The sequence below is a fragment of the Methanoculleus taiwanensis genome, from assembly GCF_004102725.1.
Classification (GTDB): Archaea; Halobacteriota; Methanomicrobia; order Methanomicrobiales; family Methanoculleaceae; genus Methanoculleus_A; species Methanoculleus_A taiwanensis.
Genome location: NZ_LHQS01000002.1, coordinates 564924 through 589476 on the forward strand (window position 1 = coordinate 564924; position 24553 = coordinate 589476).

The 24553-nt window shown below is 57.1% G+C and carries 16 protein-coding genes; 5 read left to right on the plus strand and 11 right to left on the minus strand.

Annotated elements, in window-relative coordinates; all coding sequences use genetic code 11:
- Nucleotides 1–271: 271 nt before the first annotated feature.
- Genes ABH15_RS07640 through ABH15_RS13615 form a run of 4 tightly spaced genes read right to left on the minus strand, consistent with a single transcriptional unit; the run spans nt 272 to nt 3891 of the window.
- The gene (locus ABH15_RS07640) at nt 272–3163 is read right to left on the minus strand and encodes a hypothetical protein (RefSeq protein ID WP_128693767.1); all 2892 of its coding nucleotides are present in this window, start codon (nt 3161–3163) and stop codon (nt 272–274) included.
- Nucleotides 3160–3501, minus strand: coding sequence for a hypothetical protein (locus ABH15_RS07645; RefSeq protein ID WP_128693768.1), 342 nt, complete (start codon nt 3499–3501; stop codon nt 3160–3162). The genes ABH15_RS07640 and ABH15_RS07645 overlap by 4 nt, the downstream gene beginning before the upstream one ends.
- Complete coding sequence (locus tag ABH15_RS07650; RefSeq protein WP_128693769.1) at nt 3494–3769, minus strand: hypothetical protein; 276 nt, start codon at nt 3767–3769, stop codon at nt 3494–3496. Before ABH15_RS07650 ends, ABH15_RS07645 begins: the two co-directional genes overlap by 8 nt.
- Entirely contained in the window at nt 3748–3891 is a 144-nt protein-coding gene (locus ABH15_RS13615) for a hypothetical protein (RefSeq protein ID WP_164913667.1), read from the minus strand. The genes ABH15_RS07650 and ABH15_RS13615 overlap by 22 nt, the downstream gene beginning before the upstream one ends.
- A 659-nt stretch (nt 3892–4550) precedes the next feature.
- Between ABH15_RS13615 and ABH15_RS07655 the strand changes: the two genes are divergently transcribed.
- Nucleotides 4551–8159: a tetratricopeptide repeat protein gene (locus tag ABH15_RS07655; protein WP_164913668.1), complete on the plus strand. Its 3609-nt coding sequence runs from the start codon at nt 4551–4553 to the stop codon at nt 8157–8159.
- A gap of 172 nt (nt 8160–8331) precedes the next feature.
- Here the strand turns inward: ABH15_RS07655 and ABH15_RS07660 are convergent, their stop codons facing one another.
- Entirely contained in the window at nt 8332–9471 is a 1140-nt protein-coding gene (locus ABH15_RS07660; protein ID WP_128693771.1) for a site-specific integrase, read from the minus strand.
- A 216-nt stretch (nt 9472–9687) separates the two neighbouring features.
- Complete coding sequence (locus ABH15_RS07665; RefSeq protein WP_241648083.1) at nt 9688–10545, minus strand: IS5 family transposase; 858 nt, start codon at nt 10543–10545, stop codon at nt 9688–9690.
- 237 nt (nt 10546–10782) lie between these two features.
- Here ABH15_RS07665 and ABH15_RS07670 point away from each other — a divergent pair, with 237 nt between their 5' ends.
- Nucleotides 10783–11412, plus strand: coding sequence for a type 1 glutamine amidotransferase family protein (locus ABH15_RS07670; protein WP_128693772.1), 630 nt, complete (start codon nt 10783–10785; stop codon nt 11410–11412).
- Between the two features lie 774 nt (nt 11413–12186).
- Here the strand turns inward: ABH15_RS07670 and ABH15_RS07675 are convergent.
- Both ABH15_RS07675 and ABH15_RS07680 read right to left on the minus strand, forming a co-directional pair.
- Nucleotides 12187–14430, minus strand: a complete 2244-nt coding sequence (locus ABH15_RS07675; protein WP_128693773.1) for a PAS domain-containing sensor histidine kinase — start codon at nt 14428–14430, stop codon at nt 12187–12189.
- A 134-nt stretch (nt 14431–14564) separates the two neighbouring features.
- Nucleotides 14565–17207 carry a PAS domain-containing protein gene (locus tag ABH15_RS07680; protein ID WP_128693774.1) on the minus strand — a complete coding sequence of 881 codons (2643 nt, stop codon included), beginning with the start codon at nt 17205–17207 and terminating at the stop codon, nt 14565–14567.
- Nucleotides 17208–17538: 331 nt separating this feature from the next.
- Between ABH15_RS07680 and ABH15_RS07685 the strand changes: the two genes are divergently transcribed.
- Nucleotides 17539–17919, plus strand: coding sequence for a hypothetical protein (locus ABH15_RS07685; RefSeq protein ID WP_128693775.1), 381 nt, complete (start codon nt 17539–17541; stop codon nt 17917–17919).
- A gap of 132 nt (nt 17920–18051) precedes the next feature.
- Here the strand turns inward: ABH15_RS07685 and ABH15_RS07690 are convergent, their stop codons facing one another.
- Complete coding sequence (locus ABH15_RS07690) at nt 18052–19140, minus strand: AI-2E family transporter (RefSeq protein ID WP_128693776.1); 1089 nt, start codon at nt 19138–19140, stop codon at nt 18052–18054.
- A 192-nt stretch (nt 19141–19332) separates the two neighbouring features.
- Here ABH15_RS07690 and ABH15_RS07695 point away from each other — a divergent pair, with 192 nt between their 5' ends.
- Together ABH15_RS07695 and ABH15_RS07700 are read left to right on the plus strand one after the other, a co-directional pair.
- A complete protein-coding gene (locus ABH15_RS07695; RefSeq protein ID WP_128693777.1) occupies nt 19333–21153 on the plus strand; it encodes a dipeptidase in 1821 nt (606 codons plus the stop codon).
- Nucleotides 21154–21266: 113 nt separating this feature from the next.
- A complete protein-coding gene (locus ABH15_RS07700) occupies nt 21267–22151 on the plus strand; it encodes an ion transporter (protein ID WP_164913669.1) in 885 nt (294 codons plus the stop codon).
- A 49-nt stretch (nt 22152–22200) separates the two neighbouring features.
- On the opposite strand, the gene ABH15_RS07705 is transcribed toward ABH15_RS07700, so the two are convergent.
- Complete coding sequence (locus ABH15_RS07705) at nt 22201–23694, minus strand: DHA2 family efflux MFS transporter permease subunit (protein WP_128693779.1); 1494 nt, start codon at nt 23692–23694, stop codon at nt 22201–22203.
- A gap of 324 nt (nt 23695–24018) precedes the next feature.
- Complete coding sequence (locus ABH15_RS07710) at nt 24019–24450, minus strand: VOC family protein (protein ID WP_128693780.1); 432 nt, start codon at nt 24448–24450, stop codon at nt 24019–24021.
- Nucleotides 24451–24553: the final 103 nt, after the last annotated feature.

Here is a 24553-nt window from a genome sequence, read left to right on the forward strand (position 1 = left end):
CCGAGATCGGGGGCGGATGAGTTTTGTCTCATATCCTCCCTTCTTTTCCGTCGTGTGCTCACAAATCCCGATGTTGCCGCTAACCAGTAAAACCCGAAGAGGCTCATCGTATACACGTTTCCCTGAAGCGATGCGTACACTATCCACAGCAGATTTCCTACAATCCAACATCCGAATCCCGCTGCTCGGGTACCTGACGACTTCCCCGTCACCAGCACCGCCCCGGCCATCCCGAGCACTACCGCCGGTCCCTGCAGGGGATCGACGGAGATCACCGCACCCCCTCCCTCGCGTTCCCCTCCCGCACGAGCCGTGCGTAACACCCCTGGCAGATACTTGCCCGTGCCTCGCGTGAGTGGTAGGCCGCCCTCCCCGTATCGCAGATTGTGCACCGCCCGAGGTCAACGGACACCCGCTTGAACGTCCGGTGGTCGAGCAGCCCGGGCAGCGGCCGGACGCCGGTTGCAACAGGGTTGTACATAGGGTTGCAAAGGGGGTTGCAAACATGGTTGCAAACATTTTCGGTCTGCAAACTCTTCGTTACGCCGGGCGTTACAGCATTTCCTGATGAATTGCCATTTTCGATATTTTCGTTTGCAACCATTCCGGAAACACACGGTTCGCTCCGATCGGGCACGCGATCAGGCTGCTCTTCCGGTGGAGTCAGACAGGGTGAACTGTGTGATCCGGAAATTGTTGCAAACGACCCTGGATCGCCGCGATCAATTTCTTTTGAAACACCTCGATTTCCAGAATTATCGCCAGACTGCCCTGAACCCTCACCCTCGATCTCTTTGCAACCACTATTGCAACCCCCTTTGCAACCCTGTTTGCAACCGGTGTTACAACTCCCGTCCGGAGGCGGCGGGGAGTCCCCCTCCCCGGGGTCCGCATCCTCATCCTCCAGCCAGACCGCGAGCTGCGCCGCCCACTCCCGGTAGCACTCGAGGTCGAACTGGAAGTGGAGCTCGTGCCGGCGGACAGTCGTCCCGGTGCTCTCGTCGATCACCGTCGCATCCACCACCCCGAGCGCCGGACACTTCTCGAGGAGGCCGCAGTAGACCGTGCCCTTCGCGGTATAGCCCTGCAGGATCCGCCGGACTTGGTGGTACGACAGTCCGGTCACCTGCTGCAGCATCCGGACGGTGAACGTCTCCCAGCCCATCCGGGCGATCGTCTGGAGCGCCGCCGCTTCGTTCCGGGTCATCTTCGAGTCCTGCCCGCCGCCCTCCCGGTTGATCGCGCCGTAGAGCCGGGCAGCCGCGTCGAAGTCCTGCCGAGTCGCCTCGATCTGGAGGACGACACCGATCTCCTTTGGGGAACGCTGCAGAAACCGGAGCGCCGCGTGGCACTTGATCAGGTCGAAGAGCATCGCGGGATTGCGGCGGTTCGCCGGGTTCGAGAACTGGATCTGCCGGGCGAAGGGGATCCGAACAAAGATCCGGTGCTGCTTCACGATCGACCAGAGCGCCCGGGCAACGAGCACATCCGGATCGGTTGTGTCGGTCGGCTCGCCCGCCTCGGATCGCTTGAGGTGCTCGAGCACCGCTCGGTCTTGCTCGGCCGAGTCGTCGATCCAGACCGTCAGCATCCGGTTCATCACCTGATCGTCGCCCGGGTTCTCGACCTTCGCGAGCCACCAGACGCACCGCTCGGGGATGCTGCAAACCCGGAGCTGCCGGTCGGCCGTGACCGTGCGGTGCTCGATCGGCTCGTGGAAAGACGACGTGGCCGACTTCAAAACCTCCTGCAGATCGTCCGAGAGCGTGGTGTCGTCGAAGAGGATCACCGTCCCGGGCCGGAGGTCGTCGTGGTAGTAGAGCGCTTTGTTCGAGACGGTGCCGGTCATCTTGTAGGCGTCCGGGATGAGGTTGAGCATCGTCGAGCAGGCGTGGCTCTTCCCCTTGCCGGAGTTGCCCGAGATCGCGACGTGCAGGCCTTTCGTGTTCGCCACCGACTGCGAGGCGACCGACATCGCCAGGCACTCCGCCACGATCCGGTCGCCGACGTGGCTCTTGTTGAAGGTCGCGAGCAGGAATGCGAGCGGGTCGCCGCTCTTCAGGATGGCGAGCGCCTTCTCCCGGTGCTCGTCCTGCTGCGGTGCCGGTTTTGGAGAGGGTGCGGGAGTCTCCTCCTGCTCCTTCTTCTCCTGCTTCTGCACCCGCTTCTCCCTCGGCCGGCAGCGGTCGCGGAGCTCCGGCCACCGCTGCTGCCCGCCGCCGCAGCTCTGGTGGTGGCAGCCGGCGAAGATCGCGCCGCTCGGGAATTGGATGGCAAACGCGCCGTCCCTGTGGGCGGAGGAGAACGGGCAGTCCTCGAGGGTGTAGAGGGTGCCGCCCTGGTAGGGCCGCGTCGACCGGACGGCGATCTTGTGGTCGAGGAGCCAGGCCGCAAGGTCGATCGCGGCACCGGTGCCGTTCGCCCGCTTCGGTGCCGGCTCTTCTTTGGGGAGCAGCCCGGCGAGGTGCGTGAGCCTCTCCACCGGAACCACAGCAATCTCGTCGGGAACCGCGAGCAACTTCGCCCTTCGGTGCGGCCGCTCCGCCGTGTTGTCGCCCTTCCGCGAGACGGTGCCGTAGAGCTTCCAGATCCGGGCGGCGTTGTGATTCGCGGTATCGACGGTGACCTGTTCGTTTGAGAAGAGGGCGTCAAGGGTCGCGAGGCAGCCCTTCACGAGCCCGGTCGCTGCGTCGTCGTTCCCAAGGTCGACCCGGTAGAGGAGGTGGGCGCCGTTGCCGGAGTCGGCCGCAACCGGCGCCGGGAAGCCCTGCTCGCTGAGCCAGGCGGCGATCTTCTCGGCGGTGGCGAGCGCGAGGTCGTGCTCCTCGTCGGTCGATGACACTCCGCTCGGCCGCACCGGGTCGATATCGACCGGCAGCCAGCGGCGCCGGAGGATGTCGGCGTCGGCGGTCGTCGCGTCCTTCTTGGAAAGCCGCAGCTTGATCCGGTTCGCCCGCCGGGAGAGGAGCGCCGGGTTGACGGGGTTGAGGGTGACGTAGATCCCGCCGACCGTCGGATCGGCGTCGAGCACTTCCACCCGTGCGGCAAGCTCGGTGCGGTCGTCGAAGTAGCCGGAGTGAACGGCGTTCTCGGCGAGCGCCCGCACCTCCACGACACCCTCCGGAGCAATGACCTGCACGGCCTCAAGAATACCGTCGCTCACCCCGTCACCCCCTGGATGAGGGGGAAGAGCGGGGCGCTGACCGCTTCGCCGCGGGCGACCCGCTGGAAGCTGACGAGCGGGATGATGAACGACCCGACGCGGGTGTGGAGCATCACGGCCTTGCCGGTACCGTTGACCGTCGCGTGGCCTTCGATGGCGACCTCGCTGATCAGGTAGTTGCCGCCCCGGGTCTTCGTGCAGTCCTGGGTGATCGGCACCACCCGGCTGTAGAAGAGCAGATTCTTCACGTCCTCCTGCTCGATCCGGTAGCGTTCGGCCTCCACATGAATGTGGAGCACGCCGCCGGCACCCTGGGAGAGCGTCCCCGGCTCATTCATTGCAGTCCACCTCCTGGAGGGTGATCGTGATCACGAAGAAATTGTGACCGTTCAGCTTCGCCCGGATTTCGAGGATCGATCTTCCATGGCGGCGGACCGCCGCCGAGATCGTCTGCGGGATCAGGTAGAGCGGCACCGGGTCGAGGGTGCGGATCGCCGTCGATCTTATCCCCTCCGATGCCGAAGAGTTCCTGGCAGTCCCGCATGAGTCGATGTTGTCGCACGCTTCATTCCGTGGGCTGCCGTCTATCCTGTCTGTGCTTTGCATTTCGTTCCCTCGCTGTGGGGTGTTATCAGTCTGGCTTTGCCGTCGGCGATCCACTTCTCCCAGACGAGTTTTGCTATCGGGTCCGGGATGTGGTCGAGCACTTCCTGGGAAATCTCTCTCATGGTCTGCTCCTGTGCGGCGGATCACGATGATCGGTGCTGAAGAGGACGGGGATGTCGGGTTTTGGTCTTTAGGCCTCGAACAGATTCCCGCACACAAAAAAGGTGGACGAGAGGGGTTATAAGCGGGAACTGCGTTCAGTGAAAGTGAGGTACATTTTATGCTAATGGTATGCGATGCTTGAGGCCAAACAATTGGTAGGTCCCTCCCGCATCTCAATGTTATGATGGATGTTTCTGGATTTGCACATTCAGGCAGCCAGCATTTCCCCCATGTATTTCCGTGGCCAATTTTCTGTAGAAGAACAGCTCGAATCAAGAAAGGTATATATAGAGGCTCACCTATCCCCCGCCCACTCTGGGGGGAGTTTATGTCAGCTTTGGATCTCGCCTCGAATAAAAGGGGGGTAAGGGACACTATCCGGAGAAAACTCACCGATGCTCTTGCTCTTCTTTCTCATCCCCAATTTGCACGATACTGGATCAGCCACGCTTTCTGGTACATAAATTTCCAGATAAGTAGACGCATAGGACAGATCGGGTCGCGCCTCTGGCAAGGGCTTAACAAGCCCATTACGTGGTTGTTAGCAATTACGGTGCTTGTTGTTCTTGCTGAATTTGTATACTGTTCCCTGGATCCGGGTAGTCCAATACGGATTACGGTGAACGCTACAACACTGAAAACAAGCCTGGATAGCATATTCTCCCTAAACGAGCTTGGGAAAATTATCCTGGTTTACTTTATCCTTGGGATACTTGTTGGGTTCACGCGTCTGTTATCTAAAAACAGAATTTACGTGAGAAATTTTGTCGATCATACTGAAACCGCTCCAATGAACGGATATCTCAACAATCTGCTCCTTGCGGAGTTTGATCGTATCGAAAGCCTTTATCAAAATATCACCGAACGGCAAACCGTTATTTCTGGGAGAAGGCGACCTGTTAGTTCATTTGATGTCTTCTCACGTTCTGCTGGTAGCGGGTTGACCCCTCCACAAATAAGATCGGAAGATTTTGTCGATGCCTTGAAAGAACCCCTGAGTGAAAGTTCAACGGTTAAATTAGGCCTGCTGGAAATCCCGCTAAATCTGCTCTTGCGCATGTTTAGTCAACTGATCTTCAGGAATTTCATCACGGGAACTCTTGATATGGATGGAGAAAAACTCCTCCTTGTTGTACAGCTGAGTGAACGTGGACGCACATGGATAATAAAAGTAGAGGAACCGGATACGCTAGATGAATCCGATGAAGACAATACTTCCCAGCGCAATCGGATGATCAAAGAACTGGCGTGCAGAATTTTTACGATCCTGACGCCTTCCGGATCGCTAAAATGGGAGGCAACAGAGGCATTCAATGCGGGACTTGAGGAATATCAAAGAGCAGTACAATCGCCGACGGAGTATATGATCCGACTCAAAAAAGCCGAACATGCGTTCCTCAAGGCAACCGCTGAAGATCCTGAGTTTGCCTTGGCCCACTATAACTTAGGTACTATATATACTCAAGAAGGGAAGGTTGACGCGGCAGAGATCGCATTTGGCTGGGCACTCCACCACAATCCGCGCCTCGCCGGTGCCTGTTACGCTATGGCTTACAACCATTTTAAGAGAGCAAAATTAAATCACAGTGTGAAGGAAGAGGATGGCGAAAAAAAGCAAAATCCAGATGCGCTGCTTGAGTCAGCTGTCCGGTACTGTCAGCAAGCAATTTTCCTTCAGCGCTGTTACCCTGAAGTTTACGATCTCATGGGATTTGCCAAGCGCCTTCTTGGAGAACATGAAGAGGCGATAAGAAACAGGGAGATTGCCGTTAAGCAATCGTGGAATAAATTATGCGAAAAGGAACGTAAGGGGCATGACACATCGGAAAAGGGACCTGACCTTTACAGACATTCTCGAACAAATGCCTGTCACTGTATGAGAAATCTTGCAGCGACGTACTTATATGCGATGTTATATGCGATGGATCAGCTCGATGTTGGTGCGAAGCACCGGCATTATGCGGCCTTCCTGTTGGCAGATCAGCTCTTTCATCAAGTGATTGCTCTGGATAGATATGACTCTAGCCCCCTATTGCAGCGGGGACTGATCTACTATCGGCGAGGAGAAGAACGAGAACTTCTCAACATTGAACTAGCGCGACTGCATGAAGAGATCCAGAAGGTGGGAAAAAGTTTGGAAATTCCAAACAGCCCATACAAAAATGAATGGGCGGATTATGAAAAGAGGAGGGTAGACTATGAGGAAAAGCGCAAGAAACTACATGAGATTGAGGCAGGGGTTAAACGAAAGCTAGTCAAAATGGAGGAGAAAAAGAATGAGCAGAACCACTTGTCTGAAGAAGTCTATGCGCAGAGAAGAGGATTCGATACTGTCAAAGCGGTTCTCGGGAATAAAAAGGAAAATTACTTTAGTTCCAGAAGTAAACTCGGCGAAATACGCCAAGAATGTAAAACATGCGCAGATAGTTACAAAGATGCAAAAAACGAATTGCCTGCCGTGCATCGCGATCTAGATGGAATTAATGAGAGATATTGTTCTTCATACTCCAGCTTGCTCCCTATTTTCCACCAAGAGTTGGCTCCTACTCCCACTTGGGAACACCTTGCGGAGAGTAGTCTGCAATATCATGAAGTCTGGCAACGTTACGAAAGATTGAGGCGCCATTCTGATAGTGAAATGTGGTATGGGCTCGCCTGTCAATCGTTTGAGGCAGCACTGCAGATGGAACAGGAAAACCAGGGATACTGGGCAAGTCTTGCAGCAGTTAGAGCATCGTTGAAACAGAATGACGCGGCGAACGCCGCCTGTGAAAAAGCGACAAGCTGCATTTCTAGTGCATCGAACACTTGTATCGAGGTGGTATTAAGGGCTTATGAGATGGTGGAAAACAAACAAATGCGTGATCGGCTGAAAGATAGGCGAGAATGGCTCCAGTATTTACCTGAAAGGTTGAAGGAGATCTGCCCTGCTCTCGACCGGCGTGAGATTGTGGTACTAGGATCTAAGATGCCTAAAGATTGGTGGAAAATAGAATTTAGGATGCCTAAAGATGAGTGGGAACGGGGTATGGCCTTTAAAAAATGCGCAGAACGGTGCATGAATGAGGGGAAACACGCGAGTGCAGCACGTTTATTTAGCAGAGCAATAGGCGCATTTGAAAAGAATTACCCCGGAGAAATACGAGAACTGAAACTTCATGCAAGCCATGCCCAGGCCCTTATCGCCATGAACAAACATAGGGATGCCCACGAAACTCTGAGAAAAGCGTTTGATCTCGACCGGACCTGTCCGTGCGCCTGCCAGACCCTTGGTGATCTGCATTTCTCGATGAGCGACCTCGATGGTGCCATACGCGAGTGGAACAAAGCGGCGTACTGCGACCCGTCCGATCCCGATACTCCAAAGAGAATGGGTATTGCATACTTGAGAATGGTAGAGCAATCTCCGAAATGTGATCGGGAGGCACTGCTTCGTAAAGCAGAAGTGGCTTTCAGTCAGTCTATTGCTCTCTCCGAGGGGAGACTCGATTCCGAAGAGAAAAATCTTAATGCCGAAGATAACCTTGGCAAAAAAGCACGTGCAGCATACTGGTTGGGAAGAACCAAACTACTGTTGAACGATCCTCCGAATGCTATTGTCCATCTGAATGTTGCGAGGAGTCTAAATTACTCTCCTTCGCTTATCTCTTACTACCTCGGAAAGGCATACCTGATGCAGAATGATTGCATAATGGCTCACACCTGTTTTGACCAGGTGATCTGGGATCTGGAATCAAATGGCAAGGGCGATGTACCCTTACAAATGCAGTATGATGACAGGCTCTTCGAAACAATCTCTGGCTATGAGCTGTTGATCAACACCTATCTGCAGAAGGCAGGTGCATCTCTCGATCACTACATTTGTCAGGATGAAGCGCTCGGCCTCATTAACAAGGGGATGAAGTGCATCAACAAGATTGACGACGATGTTAAGAAATTACAGTTGAATGCCGCTCTGCTCAATCACAAAGGTCGAATTTACGTCCGACAAGGAGAAATCTATGATGGCGTAAAGGATCTTGAAGATGCCGTTTCGCTATATCCCAATGCCAATTTTTTCATCCACCTTGCCCAAGCATATGAAAAACAGCGAGAAGGAACAACGTCTCTGGCAAGAAGACGACAAATCGCTGAAGGTATCAGAACCTGCTGTAATCACGCAAAAGCACTTGATCCTGACAATGAGCATGAAAAGGAGATCGAAGACTTTCTCCGACGATCTACATAGCGTAGTAATGATATCACATTGTATATAGCGGCGTGAATTGCCGGCCGATTCAGATGCCCTATCCAATGCTTATCGAGATCGTCGCGCCCTCTAAACGAAAATACCACACGAGAGAGATCGCGAAATTATCGAGATTGAGACCTTCAAAATTAATTGGATTGGATAATTGGAGTCACCGTGCTAACCCCAAATCCTTCCGAATCTGCAGGAGCATCTGCAGATACTCCTCACTCTTTTTCGCCTCCTCCGTCGACTCATCAACCTTCCTCGCCGCCTCCTCGACGAGTGCCATTGAGCACGCCGCACAGTAGAGGGCGTCGTGGGCGTTCAGGTGCTTGCACCGCGGGCACTGCCGAGGCTCGAGAGCAGTATCCGCAGGGTCCGGGGTGTCGTCGATGAACCCGGCGTTCTCCAGCAGCTTCCGCTCGACGTCTGCACCCGAGAGGTGGACGTAGACCTCCGGCATCGCGCTGTTCCTCTCCCATCCGGCCACGAGCCGGAGCTCCATCTCCGAGAGTCCCCGCTTCTTGCCGTTGCTCTTTGTCAGGTCGGTGAGCCGGGCGTGCCGGATCGCGTGTGGATGGATCGGTTTTGTCATGCCGAGTTTATGGGCGATGTACTTGAGTTTGTTCCCCACGGTCTGGGCACTCAGCCGCCGCTGCTCAGGTCCGTAGCGCCGGGTGGTTACGAAGAGCGGAGCGTTCTTGTCCGTGCGGAGCGGGTGGGTGTTGATCCAGGTTTGTATGTCCGGGACTGAGCTGATCAGCCGGAGCCGCCGCATCCCGGTCTTGCCGGTCACGATCACGACGGCACCGTAGCGATCGAATTGGACGTGACCAATGTTCAGGCTGAGAAGTTCGCCTATCCGGGCGCCGGAATCCCACATGAGCATAATCAGCGCCCGATCGCGAGGCCTGTCGCAGACATCGACAAGCCGGTTGATATCGTCGCGGGTGATCAGCTGATCTACCGGAAGGTGTCGCCGCGGCTTTTTGATCTTAATGTTCTGGAAGAGCCCGATCTCTTTCTCCGGCACGAGCCAGCGGAAGAAGAGTTTCAGTTCGAGAATGTCACCCTGGACGGTGAAGGGGCTGCATTCGTTTCGTCGCGTAATGATGTAGTCTTCCAGCTGCTCTTGGGCGACATCCTTCGCATCACTGAAGTTGGTGTACTGGAGGAATGGATAGATGCGCCAGAGCTTTGTTCTGATGGTTTTCTCTCTAAGCTGCTTGAGGCGGAGCCATCGAATGTAGCCCTCAAGGTGCCTGCGGTTGACGGGGTCGAGCAATTTCATCTTGTCGAGATCATCCATTGTTCTATCACTCCCCTGACGCTGGCATAAGGGTATACAGCGCCAAGTGAATGTGATAGACTTAAGATCCATTCCCGCAGGGGTCCGAGGGTTCGAATCCCTCCCCTCGCATATTTGGGTTATAGCTAGCTAAAATATTTGACACTCTGCAATTCTGCTATTTCTGTCTTGTAACCTTGCGGCGCGCTTCAACAAAGAAGAACCGAATATCTGCTGTTAATGTTGCGAGATATCTGCACTGTAGAAAACCTCCACGATGAGAAATTGTAAGAATCTGTGGAGGTTACAGACAATCATTTTTCCGGCGATTTCTTTTGTCTGGATGAGAAATTTTCTTGCTCTGAGATCCCCGGAGAATTTTCTTTTCAAGACAGAGAATTTGTTTTCAACGAGTTGTCGTCGAGGGTAGATGATGTCATTGAACCGAGTGGCCATTTCCTGTCGGTACGTCCCACCAACGAAGTCAGCATTCCAGGATCGGAGAGGGATAACCGAATTGGCATGAAGGATTTCCCGGATCAGCCGGTGAATGGCTTCAGAGTCGTATCCCCGATCCATGACATAACAATCGGATTTCCGGAGATTGTGGCATTGCCTGAGTAGTTTCTCTGCATGCCGGGTATCATGAACCCGGCTTTTCGAGGCAACGAATCCGGTAATAACCTGTTGTTCGGTATCAACCGAGATTGACGTTTTGAGGAAATGTTTTCGGATTTTACCGGTTCGCTCAGAAAAATAATGACTGCAGTATCCGCTGGTAAACCCGGATGAGTCGATTGCGGTTATGGGAAGTGTATCGTCAGTGGAGTAGAACAGGTTCACGGTTTTCTTGAATGTCAGCCGAAGGTACAGAGATTTTATCCGGCAGAGGAATTTCTGGAGTGTGGTGAAATGCGGTACGATTGAGTGGTTCAGGATATCCCGAACTTGTTCCATGTCACCAACATCTTCAATAAACTCCCGGTAGTGCTGGTTCCTGAAGTCTTTGAAAAGAACGAGGACAAGAAGCTGATACTGGGTGTAAGTCTTCTTCGAATACTTGCAGGAATAGGGCTTGAGGTGAGTCGACTTTATGACCTACATTGCGGCTTGGATAAACCTGATATTCCGGCTCGCCGATCTTTTAATTGTCTCCTTTCTATTTGACCACACATCAAATGAAGGAGACACTGTACCTTAGATCTTTCGGTCGTCGGTCTACCCCTTTTAGTTTCGGATTTCAACAGAGCACTTTTTTTTAAATTGCCGGTAATTTCGGGAAGTAAAATTGATACCCCATCCCGCCAAGTGTTGATGGCGTAGTGATGCCAAATGCCGACACTCTATCTCTATATCCTTGATACGCTTTCCGACTGGGAAACCGGCCATGCCCTTGGCGAACTCCATTCCGGGAGGTACCTCAAAGACCCGTCGCTGAAGTACGATGTCGTCCTGTGCGGAAAATCCCTGGACACGATAACGACGATGGGCGGACTGAAGTTGACACCGGGTATCACCATTGAGAATATCAGGGCCAAAAAAGGAGATCTCCTGCTCCTGCCCGGCGCAGACACCTGGCTTGATCCCGCCCATGCGTCGATTATCAATATGGTAGACACGCTCCTTGAGCAGGAGATGGTTGTTGCAGCAATCTGTGGGGCTACCCTCGGCCTGGCCAATGCCGGGCTGCTTGACAACCGGCCCCACACCAGCAATGATCCCGAAGCGCTCAAAATGTTCTGCCCCGGATACAAAGGAGAGCAATTTTACCGGACAGAGCCTACAGTGACAGACGGGAACCTTATCACGGCAAGCGGGCTTGCACCGGTTGAATTTGCCTGCAGCATATTCAGGAAACTGGATGCCATGAATCCCGCAACCCTCGACGCATGGTACGGGCTCTTTACGTTAAGGAAACCGGAATTTTTCTATGCCCTCATGGCATCCCTGCCTTCTCAATAACAAAAAAGGAAACTCTGGCTCTGTTGATAACCTGATCGGATGGGCATTGGATGGTGATGGAGCCACGGGTGCCCGGGGTCTGTCGACCCCCGCCCCGTGGAGAATGACGGTATTCGGGCATCTCAAAAGATCGAAACCGTAGTCACCCTCGCAATTCCCCTGAGCGCGTTGGGGGAAGGATTTCAACAGAGCAGGAATAGGTATTGTGCTACACTCAGTGTCCCAGAAACTGAAACCGCGGAACTGTTATCGTAGCAGCGTAATATCCTGCGATGAGATCATTTGTTATAGACAAGTGAAAAAGTTGACACTCACCTCCGGGGATGATCCAACGGTGGGGTGTGTCCCCTTTTGAGGTGGGGGAGATGTTCCCCGGATGGGGGGCTGTTCCAGCCTGGTATACGCGCTGTCCGGTGCGATACCTCCACTGCTGGAACGGGTAACGGTAGCGAGTGCCCGACCTCCAGCCGCGAGCCTTTCCGTCGGTGCTTCGGCGACGATCACGCCGGCCGGCATCTGGTCGATCACGGCCCGCAGCATGGCACGCTCGGTTTCAGCCTGATGGAGGAACTGCCCGGCGTTCAGGGGCCGCTCCTCGAACGCCTCGATCCGGTCAGGGAGGCTCTCGACGAGGTGGCGATCGGCAGGGTTCGCCCGGCTCAGCCTCTGGGGGGCTGCCTGCAGGTGCTCGCCGGACTATGCATTGGTATACCCCGTGCATCTCTCGATCTTCATCACGGTCATGCATACCCTTTCTGCTCCGGGCGGCACCCTTCATGCAGTGCCGTGATCCGCCTGCCGGAGGGTGAACCGGAACGCCGCCCCCTGCTCCGGGTGGCCTGCCACCCGATCCTCAATCCAGACCCTTCCACCGTAGCGCTCGACGAGGGTTCGGACGATGAAGAGCCCGAGTCCCTGGCCGCTCCCCCGGCCCATGCCCCGTTCAAACCGGGTGAAGAGTTTTCCTTTCACCTCGTCAGGTACGCCCGGGCCGGTATCCTCGACCGAGACCAGCACCTCGCCGTCCCGCTCCAGGGCTCGGATGGTGACCCGGACATCCGCTCCGCCGAACTTGACGGCGTTCCCGATCAGGTTTGTAAAGATCACCGGCAGGAGGGCATCCGCCAGCACCTCGACATGAGGGTCTTCGTACTGAATCGATGCCCCGGGGAAGTTCCTCATCTCATCCCTGATGACCGTATCCAGGCTCACCGGCACCAGGTCGCCGGTCTCCTGGCGGGCACGCCGGATGGTGGCGACGTTCGTGAGGATCTCGCTGCTTCGCTCGACGCTGTCGTGCAACTTCTCTGCATAGGCCGTCAGGTCTTCGTCTACCAGTTCGACCAGAAGGTCGGCGTACATGCTCGAGACGGTGTTCGCGTTCCGGATGTCGTGGGTTATGATGTCGAGGTACAGGTTCGCCTCGTCGCGTGCGGCCTCCACCTCCCTGCTCGTCCGGACGAGGTCGTCGGTGCGGCGCCGGAGTGCCTCTTCGACGCGTTTCCGGTCGGTGATGTCCGTAAAGAATGCAATGAAGTGACCATGTTGTGGAGAAAAGACCGCTATCTCAAACCATTTCGAAAGAGAGGGGATGGGATAGTGAAATGTCGTCGATTCCCCCGTCAACGCTACCTTCCCATAGCGTTGCGTAATCTCGACCACTTCTTCGGGGACAAGGATCTCCGTCACCCGCTTGTTCAGAACAGTCTCTCGTTTCAACCCGGTTAGATCTTCAAATGCCTGATTAATCTCCAGGTATACAAAATCGACAGGATTACCGTGCTCGTCCGTGATGATCCTGCAGAGAGCGTAGCCGACAAGCGGATTATTAAAGAACTGCTGGTACCGCTCAGCATGTTCTTTGAGTGCTTTTTCTGCCCGCCTGCGCTCGGTAATATCCGTGAACATGGCAAAAGAACCGGCAAAGTTGCCGTTTTTGTCCCTCTTCGGGGTTGCCGATACCAGTACCCACCGGGCGGTGCCGTCCCTGTGTTTTAAGCGGCACTCATACTTGCCGCGAAGCCCTTCCCGCCTCTGTGCCTGGAGGGCGGTATGGAGTTCCTCGATATCCTCCTCAAAGAGATACTCCTGCACGGGCCTCCCGACCATCTCGTCGACACGGTAGCCGAGCATGGCTGCCATCGTGGGATTGACCCGCAGGGTGATATGCTGACTATCCTGCTCCCAGATTCCTTCGCTGGCAGTCTCGACAATCGTGCGGTAACTCTCTTCGCTCTCCCGCAGTGCCTCTTCCATCTGCTTGCGCTCCGTGACGTCCCGGGCGATGCCTTCGATGGCGATGAGCATCCCGTTCTCGTTGTAGATGGGAACGTTCTGCTGTTCCGTCCAGATAACCGTTCCGTCTTTCCTGAGCCACCGGAGGGTGAGCGGCCTATCCTGCGGGATCTCTCCCGTGGCAATCGCATCCAGAAGCAGCAGATCGTCGGGGTGCACCATTTTGATGCCGAGATCGGGATCCGCATAGTGTTCTTCAGGGGTGTAGCCGGTGATCGCCGTTGCCGCCGGGCTGACATACGAGAACCGGCGTTCCGGGATGAGGTCGATGCGATAGACGATGTCGCGGGCGTTTCTCAGCAGGAGATTCAGTTTTTCCGTGTCCGACTGGCACCGTTCTTCGCCCCGCACCCTGCCGGCGTTCCCGGACGGTGTATCCGGAGCTCCGGCGTTCCTGTTCCCGGCGTCCGGAAGGGGCTCCCTATCGCCCGGGGAGCGGATGGTGTATGCGAGGATGGGGATGTCGGGCTGCGTGGGGAACGATGCCGCGATCTCTTCTGCGGACGTTTTGTCCGTAATATATGGCAGGTACCGGTGCACGAAACGGTCTGCACCGCTGCCGTGGAGGATGCTTCGATAGGTTCCGGGAAGGCGTTCGAGCGGGCGGTTGATCCCGGAAAGACGGTTATCGCAGTCGATCGGGAGTATTCCCTCGTTGGGTGCATCAAGAGAGATCGACGCTGGCAGCGGTTCGGGTGTGGAGTGGTGAGGCGGCGGGCTCATCAGATGGTAACTCCTGTGGAAGGACGATAGTCGTTTGGATCCGGGGAACTATTGTACCGTGAAAGATCATCTGTGCATGGATGAATAAGGTTTTGTATGGGTGGTGTATCTCCGCCGCCGTCCGCGGGCAGGTGTCATATCATCTCATTGCGCCGCAGGAACTCCCGGATTTTCCGCGACTCGATCCACCCCTGGTCGAGCTGTTTGATATAACCGTTGATCCGTTCGACCTCCGCCGTGATCTTTCCGGTGAGCGGGTCATCGACGAGGCTTGAGACGCCGAGGATCACCTGCAGGGGCTGGCGAACATGGTCGCCGAGGATGGCGAACTGCTCCATGTTCTGCTCAATCCGGTTGATCGCCCGCACCCGGTCGGTGATATCCTGAACCAGTGCCAGGTATCCGTGCGGAGCATTCCCGCCGGAGTGGTCGGTTCTGGTGATGAGGACATCGAGGTGCCGGACGCCTGATTTTTGCGTTCGGTAGAGGTTCTGCCCTTTGACCTTTTCAAAGTCGAACTCGGCAGTGTAGTGCACCGTCTCACCACGCTCGAGCCGGACGCGTTCGGCCTCCGGAAGATTCGGGTCGGCAAAGAGGTTGAAGCCCACAATCTTATCCCTGTCGAGAATGCCGAACATCCGAAGGCCTGCCGGGTTGATGTCGACCAGCTTGCCGTCGGCGTCGTAGGACTCGATGGCTATCGGTGACTCCGTAAAGATACTCCTGAAACGCTCTTCGCTCTCCCGCAAAGCATCTTCAACCCTTCTGCGGTCGGTGACGTCATGGACGATGGAGTGAAGGAACCTCTTCCCATGGATGACGACAATCCCGCTGTAGACGTCAACGTCCCGGATCTCACCGTCTGCCAGACGGTGCCTGAAGGCAAAATGGCGCTTTTCCCCGGTTCTGGCCTTCTGCATCTCCGCATACGCCGCGTCCTTATCGAGCGTATTGATCTCGGTAATCGTCATCTCGGTCAGGACGTCGTGCGGATAGCCGTAATAAACGCTTGCAGCCGGATTTGCATCCACGATATCGCCCGTCTCCGGATCGAGGATCAGCATAACCGCGTGGCTTGTCGTGAAGATGCTCCGGTAGCGCTCCTCGCTCTCTGCCAGGGCCTGTTCTGCCAGGATGCGGTCTGTAATATCGGTGATGTAGCCCTCTATCGCAACGACCCTGCTCTCTGTATCGAAGATGCCGCGTCCCTGTTCCCAGACCCATCTTTCCCCGCGGTCTGCGGTGATTATCCGGTAGATGACCTGGAAGGGCATGTGCGTCGAGAGACCCGCCTGCACCTCCTCCCAGACCATCTCCCGATCGTCAGGGTGGATGAGGTCGCCGTAGGCCACCCGCCTGTTCTCGATGATCTCGCCGGGGGCATAGCCGGTAAGGTCGAGCGCGCCTTCGCTTAAGAATTCCATTGTCCAGTCGGGATCGTTCCGGCAGCGGTATGCCATGCCCTGAAGGTTCGAGAGCAGGGTGGCGAGCCGCTGTTCGCTCCGCTCGAGCGCTTCTCTCGCCCGCTGCCGGTCGGTGACGTCCCGGGCGATCCCCTCGATCGCTACCAGGTTCCCGGCAGGATCATAGACGGGTGTGTTCAGGAGCTCAATCCAGATGATCGTCCCGCCTTTTTTCACCAGGCGGAGCATGAGCGGCTGCTCGATAGGGGTCTCGCCGCGGCAGACTGCATCGAGTCGCGATCGGTCACCCGGGTGGACCATCGCATAGCCAAGACCCGGGTCGGCAAGCATCTCTTCCGGCGTGTATCCGGTGAGGGGGGTCGCCGACGGACTGACGTAGGAGAACCTGTGGGTCGGCACGAGCTCGATCCGGTAGATGAGATCTCTGGCGCTGCGGAGAAGGAGCTCCAGCTGTTCCTTGCTCTTCCGGAGCTCTTCTTCCGCGCATTTCTGTTCGGTGACGTCGTGCAGGTGCTCTATGATAAACTCGACCTCGCCGCTCTCGCTTAAGACCGGGGTGCTCCGGCATTCCAGGTACATCCCGAGTTCGGGGAACCACCGCTCGATCATCGCCGGTTCCCGCGTCCGCACGGCGGTTTCGGTGGCGCAGATGGTGCAGGGCGACTCGCGGCCGATGATCTGGTAGCACTTCTTTCCCCGCACCTCTTCGGGCGTCATGCCGAGCATCTCATAGCAGGCTCTGTTATACCGGATGAGGGTATGGTCGGGCGTCATGATTCCGACGATATCGCCGAGGGCGTCGAACATCCCTTCGAGGAGGGTCTTTGCCTGCACCTCTTCGGTGACATCCTGGATGATGACGACCGCACCGGAACGGACACCATTTTTAGTTACCGGGAAGGCCGATACCAGAGCATGGACGGTCTCTCCTGACCGCCCGGTGAGATCAAGCCGGCATCCCTCCACGATCTCGCCCCGGAGTGCCCGTCCTGCGGGGGAGTCATGCTGCCCGACCGGTCGGCCGTCCGGGTGCCGCAGATTCAGGAGGCGGAGAACCTCGCCGATCTCACGTCCGCCGAGATCGGAACCTGCCATCGCCTCCGTGCCCGCATTGATCCGTACTGCCCTGCCGCCTCCATCGAAAACGATCACCCCGCACGCTGTCCCGACCAGAACGGCGTCGGCGATAGCTGCCCGTTCTTTGCTCTCGCGGTTCTGCTGTATGAGGTCATCAAACGCCGCAGCAAGGCGGGAGGAAACCTCGGGGCCGATAGCCTTTCGTACCGTCGCGAGGAGCCCCTCAAGATCATCTTCGGCAGGAGTATCCGGGGAGTGCAGCTGAGATCTCCGCATAATGGGTATGTCGCATACGTCGACCCGGAGTAATACTTTTTCCCTACCGACATGGGATCAGTCTCATCAGGAGGAACCGGGGTTCCGATTCACCCGCTTTAACGTGAATGGAATGCCGCCCCTCCTGCTCCGGATAGCCCTGCACCCGGTCGTCGACTCGAGACTTCCCTGCCGGAGGAACTCGACCGTGGTGCGGATGGTGTCGTTCCGGTAGTGTTCCTGATCGTACTGGTTCTCCCCGGCAGAGGGAGATCTGCGAGGATATCATTATGTCCATTGGAGTGGTTTAGGGCGCCCGGCGATCTGTATGATTGGAGAAATGGTTGGTGAAATGACTGGCAAAGTGGTCGGGCAGCGCCTTACCCGCCATTATGGGGGAGAACTGAAGATCGAACGGACCATGGAGTCAAAAGGCAGGATCCTCGGCACTGAAGTGACCTTACTTGCCACGTTCTGGTCAAAGGAGAGGCCTCAGGGAGGCATGTTCTCGAAAGGCAACGGGATCATGATGACCCAAACCGGCGAGAAGGCCGTCCTGCATGGGTCAGGAATCCGTGTACCCGGAAAAGAGCCCGGATGGAGCATGCGTGGCGTCCGGTATCTGCAGACGTCTTCACCTGCCCTGAGCCGGCTCAACGATGTAGCGCTGGTCTTTGAGATCGAGATTGATCCTGACGGAACCGTCCAGGACAGAATGTGGGAGTGGAAGTAAACTCCTCTTCAGGCAGCATTGAATACCGAAGAGCTTTCGTCCGCGACACCTGGCGCTCCGGGACAAACCTGTTGGAGATAAGGAAATTGCAGTATCTCCGCGTGGGCAACGCCTGATGGACGGGCACCATTCTCACCCGACCGGTGGTGTGTCGGCCTCCCTGCTCTCTGCCGGGATCTTCCGTTCTTCCGTAAAGAGGTGGTCGACACCGAGGATCGTGTTCACCCACACCCAGTCGTCGCTGAACCCGGCGATCATCAGGACGATAAGCGTGAGCGGAACGGCAAAGATCATCCCGGCGACCCCGAGAGTCCATCCCCAGAAGATGACCGAGAGGATGACCACGAGGGCGGGGATCTCAAAGCGCCGCGATGCGAAGTGTGCGAAGATCGGATTCTCAACGAGGGCATTCAGGAGAACGACGGCCGCAACGACCGCGACCGCGCCCCAGAGCCCGAACTGCAGCCAGGCGAAGAATATCGCCGGGAGTGCGGCGACGATCAGGCCGATGTAAGGGATGTATGCGAGCAGGAACGTCAGCACTCCCCAGAGGACAGCTGCGTGCACCCCCATCACCCAGAGGAACGCGCCGAAGAGGAAGCCGTGGACGAGGTTCGCCTCGGTCCTGACGATGACGAACTCGATCATGAACCTGCTCATGTGGGAGAACGCCGCGACGCTCTCGGATCTGTTTCCGGTCACCTTCCGTATGCGGTCAGGCACCTTCGGCGCCTCAAGGAGCATGAAGATTGTCGTCACCGCTATGAAGAAGAGGTAGAGGAGAAGATCTGCAACGCTCATAGCCGAGGAGGAGAGAATTCCGGCAAACCGCTGCAGGTCGATCGAGGACGGAGAGAACGGGACCGTACTGATCCCGAACCGTTCGAGAAGGATGAGGAGCTCGGAGAGCCGTGTGGTCAACTCCTGCTGGTAGAGGGGGAGATCGGAGACGAGTCGTTCGAACGAGAAGAAGATGAGGTAGCAGATCAGCATGACTGCAATGCAGGCGGCGACGGTGACCGCTCCGACGGCGGCGATCTCCGGCAGCCCCTTCGAGCGGAGCGCTTTCGTCGCAGGATAGGTGAGCATGGCGAGGATCAGCGCGACAACGACGATGGTAACGAGGTATGAGATCGCCTGGATGCCGATGATAAGGAATACCACTGCCGCAAGCAGGAATATGATACTGAAAGACCGGGGAAGAGCGGGAGCGCCTGCCATTCTGGATTGCACCGGTAACGTGTTTTCCGGTAACCGTATTTTAATGCCGCGAATTGTACCTGCGGAGATGCTGTTTCTGGCAAGCCCGGATGGGCTTAGGAGCCATTTGATGAGGCAATTTTTCCGGATCCCGGCGGAAAGGCGGGGCTGGGATTCGCTACCTTTTTTAATTACCGTCGGCATCTTTCCTGTATGTGCAGCCATAACGGCAGAAACGGTTTTTTAAGCAGTAGTCTATGCCTCTTCGTCGCCCTCATGCTCCTGTCGGCGAATGCAGCGGCATGCACGACCTTTGCGATAACGCCCGGTGCATCCGAGGACGGATCGATGTACGTCGGGCATACGAACGACGGCGTCGGAAAAGACTGGCGAGAAATCGACGATATAAGCCTGCTCTACGTCCCCGCGGCCGATCATGCGCCCGGAACGAAAAGGCCTGTGCTGTACGACCCAAACAGCGGTTCGGATGCGGCAGGGGGGAAGAGAGGCGGAAATTCAAGCCTGATTCTCGGGTATATCGATCAGGTGCCGCACACCTATGCGTATTACACCGGATCCTACGGCATGATGAACGAGCACCAGCTCCTCTCCGGCGAGTGCACCGACTATGCAAAGGTCGAGCTTGGCCCCGAGCCCGGGAAACGGATCTTCTACTCTTCGGAACTCTCCGATGTGGCGCTTGAACGGTGCACGAAAGCACGGGAGGCGGTCGAACTGGTCGGCAGCCTGATCGAGACCTACGGCTACTACGGTACCGGCGAGACGCTCATCTTCGCCGACCCGGAAGAGGCGTGGGTCATCGAGATCTGCTCGAGCCTCGATGAGGAGGACGGTGGCGGCCTCTGGGTTGCGGAGAAGATCCCCGACGGTGAAGTCTTCGTTGCGGCGAACGAGTTCAGGATCCGCGAGGTCGTTCCCGGAAACCCCGATCAGCTCCACTCGAGCGACCTCTTCAGCAAGCTCGAAGCGGCAGGCCCGTGGTCTCCCGCGGCCGGCACCCTCGACTGGCTCGAGGCGGTCAGCTATGGTGAGTATTCACATCCCTACTACTCGCTGATGCGCATCTGGCGTATCCAGGATACGCTCGCGCCGTCGCTCAACCTGAGCCCGTACGTCGAGAATTCCTACACAAAGGCGTATCCGTTCAGCATAACCCCGGATGAAAAAGTCAACCTTACCGGGGCATTTTCGCTCTTCCGTGACCACTATGAGGGAACCGATTTCGACCTCTCCAGAGGTGCTGCCGCAGGGCCGTTCGGGAACCCGTACCGCTACCTCGGGCCTGACGATGCCCATACGGACTTCCAGAACGCGTCGTACGAGCAAGTCCGCGGCGGGGCAAACCCGCGGCCGATATCGGCAGTCTTCTGCAGCTACAGTTACGTCGCGGAGGCACGCTCCTCTCTCCCCGACCCGGTCGGAGGCGTCCTCTGGTTCGGTCCGGCGGTCGCGTACGAGACGGTCTACGTGCCGATGTACGCGGGCGCTACCGGTGTATCCGCCGCATACACGGTCGGCGACCGGTTGACATATGATCCCGGCAGCGCGTACTGGACGTTCGCCCTCGTAACGAACTGGGCCATGCTCCGTTACGATGCAATGATCGATACCATCGTCGCAGAGCAGCGCGAACTCGAAGCGGAGTCGACTGCACTCGTGCAGGATACCGACCGGCAGGCGGCCCTGCTCATCGAGGCCGGCGACGCCGAAGGGGCGGTGCGTCTCCTCACGAACGTCACCGTCTCCCGGGGCGATGCGATCGTTGACGCGTGGCACGATCTCACCGGCAGGCTGATCGTCACCTACGCAAACGGCCTTGTTACCGACCCGGTGACGGAGGCGGTCGATGAACCCGGGTATCCGGCATGGTGGCTCGATGAGACCGGGTACCAGTACGGGCCGCGGGTCTACGAACTCGACGAACTCCGGGCTACCGGCGGGCTGAACTATACGGAGAGCACCGTCTGGGTTCCGAAGAACGCAACGTTCAGAGAGATCCAGGAATATATCTGACCCTCCCTTTTTTTCTGGATCTCCGGGTAGCCGATTTTTCGGCCGTTTCTGCCGTGATGGGGCGCCCGCACCCGGTGGAAACGCTAAAATGCCATTCTGAATCATGTATCTGTATGGATTACCAGGCGGTCAGGCGGCGGATCTATGGGATACTCGAGCCTGCACGTGAGGGTGATCGGCCGGTCAGGCGGCGGATCTATGAGATACTTGAGCCCGCACGCGAGGGTGACCGGGCAAGTTACGCCTTCGATCTCTTCATCACGCTCGTGATTGTGCTGAACATCGCGACCATGATCCTCCTCTCCGTCCGGGGGGTGCGTGAGTATCCGGCGGTTGCCATCGTGCTCTGCCTGCTTGCGGGTCTGACGCTGATCATCTTCATCGTTGAGTATATCCTCAGGCTCTGGTCGTGCGTCGAAGACCCCCTCTACCATACGCCCGTCGCGGGGAGGCTCCGGTGGGCACGGACACCCTACGCGTTAATCGATCTCGTCGTCATTCTCCCCTATTTCCTGCTCTTCTTCTTCGGGTTCAATCTCACAGGGCTTGTCATCCTGCGTGTCTTCCGGCTCTTCAAGATTGTCCGTTACTCAGACTCCGTATCCCTCATCATCCGGGTGGTCAGAGCCGAGAGGGACACCCTGGCGACGACCTACGTGGTTCTCTTCATCGTCCTGATCGCCGCCGCGACCCTGATGTACCAGGTCGAGTACCCCGCCCAGCCCGAGGCCTTCTCCGATATTCCGGCGGCGATGTGGTGGGGGATCATCACGCTCACCACCACCGGCTACGGCGACATGGTCCCGATAACACCGGCGGGCAAACTGCTCGGCTCCGTCATTGCCCTGATCGGGATAGGTATCTTCGCTCTCCCTGCCGGTATTCTCGCCTCCGGCTTTTCAAAGGTGCTTGCCCGGGAGACGGGTGACGAGGTCTATCTCTGCCCGCACTGCAGGCAGGAAGTGAAACAGAGCGAGCTCTGGAGAAAGGGCGAATAAAAGGTTGTTATCCGGAAATCCTCTTTGCCGAAAAGAGAAACGGGGTCTATCAGACCCCGACGACCGCAGTCTCGAGGGTCTCCTCGTCGAGGTTGTCGGCGTGCACCTCGTCCCTGCTCAGGAAGGCGAGGGCGACGACGGCCAGAGATATGATGAAGACGGCGACGAAGACCAGATCGAACCCGGTGGCAAGGACGTCTATTCTTATGTTCGCCGGGGAGGATTCGGTAACATGCCGGTGCGTCCCGACCGTCAGCATCGCCTGGATGAAGATCATGCTGATGAAGGAGATGCCGAGGGTCATCGGGCCGTAACGCTCCACGTTGATGAGGCTTGAGACCATGCCGTGCTTATCCCGGGAGGCCATGCTCATCGCCATATTCGTGCCGGGCGAGACCAGGAGGCCGACACCGAATCCGACCACGGCGAGTGTGCCGACGATGTAGAGCATCGAGCTATCTGCCGAGAAGAACTGGAACATCAGGTATCCGGCGGAAACGGCGATTGCACCGGTGATGCAGAGTTTCCGGTTCCCGATGCTGTTGATCAGCATGCCGGCGAGGAGGCCGCTCACCATCATGGCGACCGAGAGGGCGGTAAGAACGAACCCGGAGGTCGATGGATCAAGACCCTTCACCAGTTCGAGGAAGAACGGGAGGAGGTAGTTGACGCCGCCGAAGAGGAAGTAGGAGAGGATGAGCATGAGGTTGACGTACAGGAAGTTCCTGTTCGCGAAGAGCCGGAAATCGAGCAGCGGGTCGCTCATCTTCAGTTCGTGGAGGACGAGGTACCCGAGCGTGATAACCGCGGCCGCGAGCGCCGCCATGATCGTCGGGTCGGTCCAGCCGAGCGTCGATCCCTCGCTGACCGCGTAGATCAGCGACCCGAGCCCGATAAAGACCAGAAGGGCGCCGAGCCGGTCGAAGGGGGAGGGTGTGGCCTGTGCTGCCGGGCTTGCCGGTATTGCATACGAGCCGATCAGGATGGCGGCGATGCCCACCGGGACGTTGATGTAAAAGATCCAGTTCCAGGAGAGGTACTGCGTCAGGACGCCGCCGAGGATCGGGCCTGCCGCGGTTCCGAGCGCCGCAAACATGGTCACCATCCCCATTGCCTTTCCTTTCATCTTCATCGGGAAGAACGCAGCAACCAGCGCCGGGGCGATGGCGCCGATCATCGCTCCGCCGATCGCCTGGACGACTCTTGAAGCGATCAGCGTATCGAATGAATTGAAGAACTCCGGGAAAAAGCCGCAGAAGAACGAACCTGCCGTGAAAACCCCGAACCCGGCGAGGAATATGATCTTAAAACCGATTCTGTCCGCCATCTTGCCGAAGATGAGAACGCAGCCGGTCAGCACGAGCAGGTATGCCGTAGCGACCCAGGCGACCGTCGTCGAGGGGAGATTGAAGATCTCCGATATCGTCGGGAGGGCGATGTTCACGATCGTCCCGTCGAGCGCCGTCATGAACGTTGCCAGGGAGATCGAGATCAGGATCAGCGTATAGTGCCGCTGAGTGAGATCGCCGTTCGATGGATGCATACATACATCTGCCCGCAGGTCAGGTTAAGATTTTTGAAACGGGTATGTAAAGCAGCCTCTTTCTCCATGAAATCAGTGCAGATCTCCCCGATATGTTATGCTGGCTGAAAGGGGCGGGAATATGGATTAAACAATGGATGGCGACATATATACCCGGCGGCCTGCTCTCATCGGTTCCGTGTCCACGAAAAGAAACGCGCTTCGGGGCGAGGAGGGAAGTGCCACTGCCGGGGCGATGGCCCGGTGGAGACACTTCCGGGTGGCATGCTCCGGAAAGGCTCCGGGTCAGGTATGCCGGAGACCGGATGGCTGCCGGTAACCTGTTCAGCGTGCCGGCGGGGCTGCCCGCGCTTCCGCTTCACGCCGTTCTCTCTCTGGACGTGCAGCAAACTGGGTCACGGCGAGGATGTTCCCCTCGGTGTCCTTAAACCATGCTATTTTCTCCTGGCCGCTGGTCGCGATGCTTCCTTCGGTCTTTAGCCCCGGCATGTCATACTCCTCAAATGTAATCCCCTTCTGCTTCATCCCGGCAACTTCAGTCTTGATGTCGTCGACGATGAAGGTAGCCGCCGTGTTGTCGGCTTTCGTCGGCGCTCGCTGGTAGAGGTAAAGCATCGTCCCTCCTCCGCAGTCGTAGATTGCTTCGCCTTCCTGCTCTTCACGGAGCTTGAGGCCGAGTTTCTCCTCGTAGAACTTTCGTGCCCGGCTCATATCGGCAACGGGGAGCGTGGGCATTACCATTGCATCGGTTAACATCTGTCATACCTCCGGGTGCCGGGCACCGTGTGGTGCCGGGCGGCTCAGGGTAGCCGGTGGTGTATATGTACCTTCCTGCTGAGAGAGGCGGGGCAGGATCTAT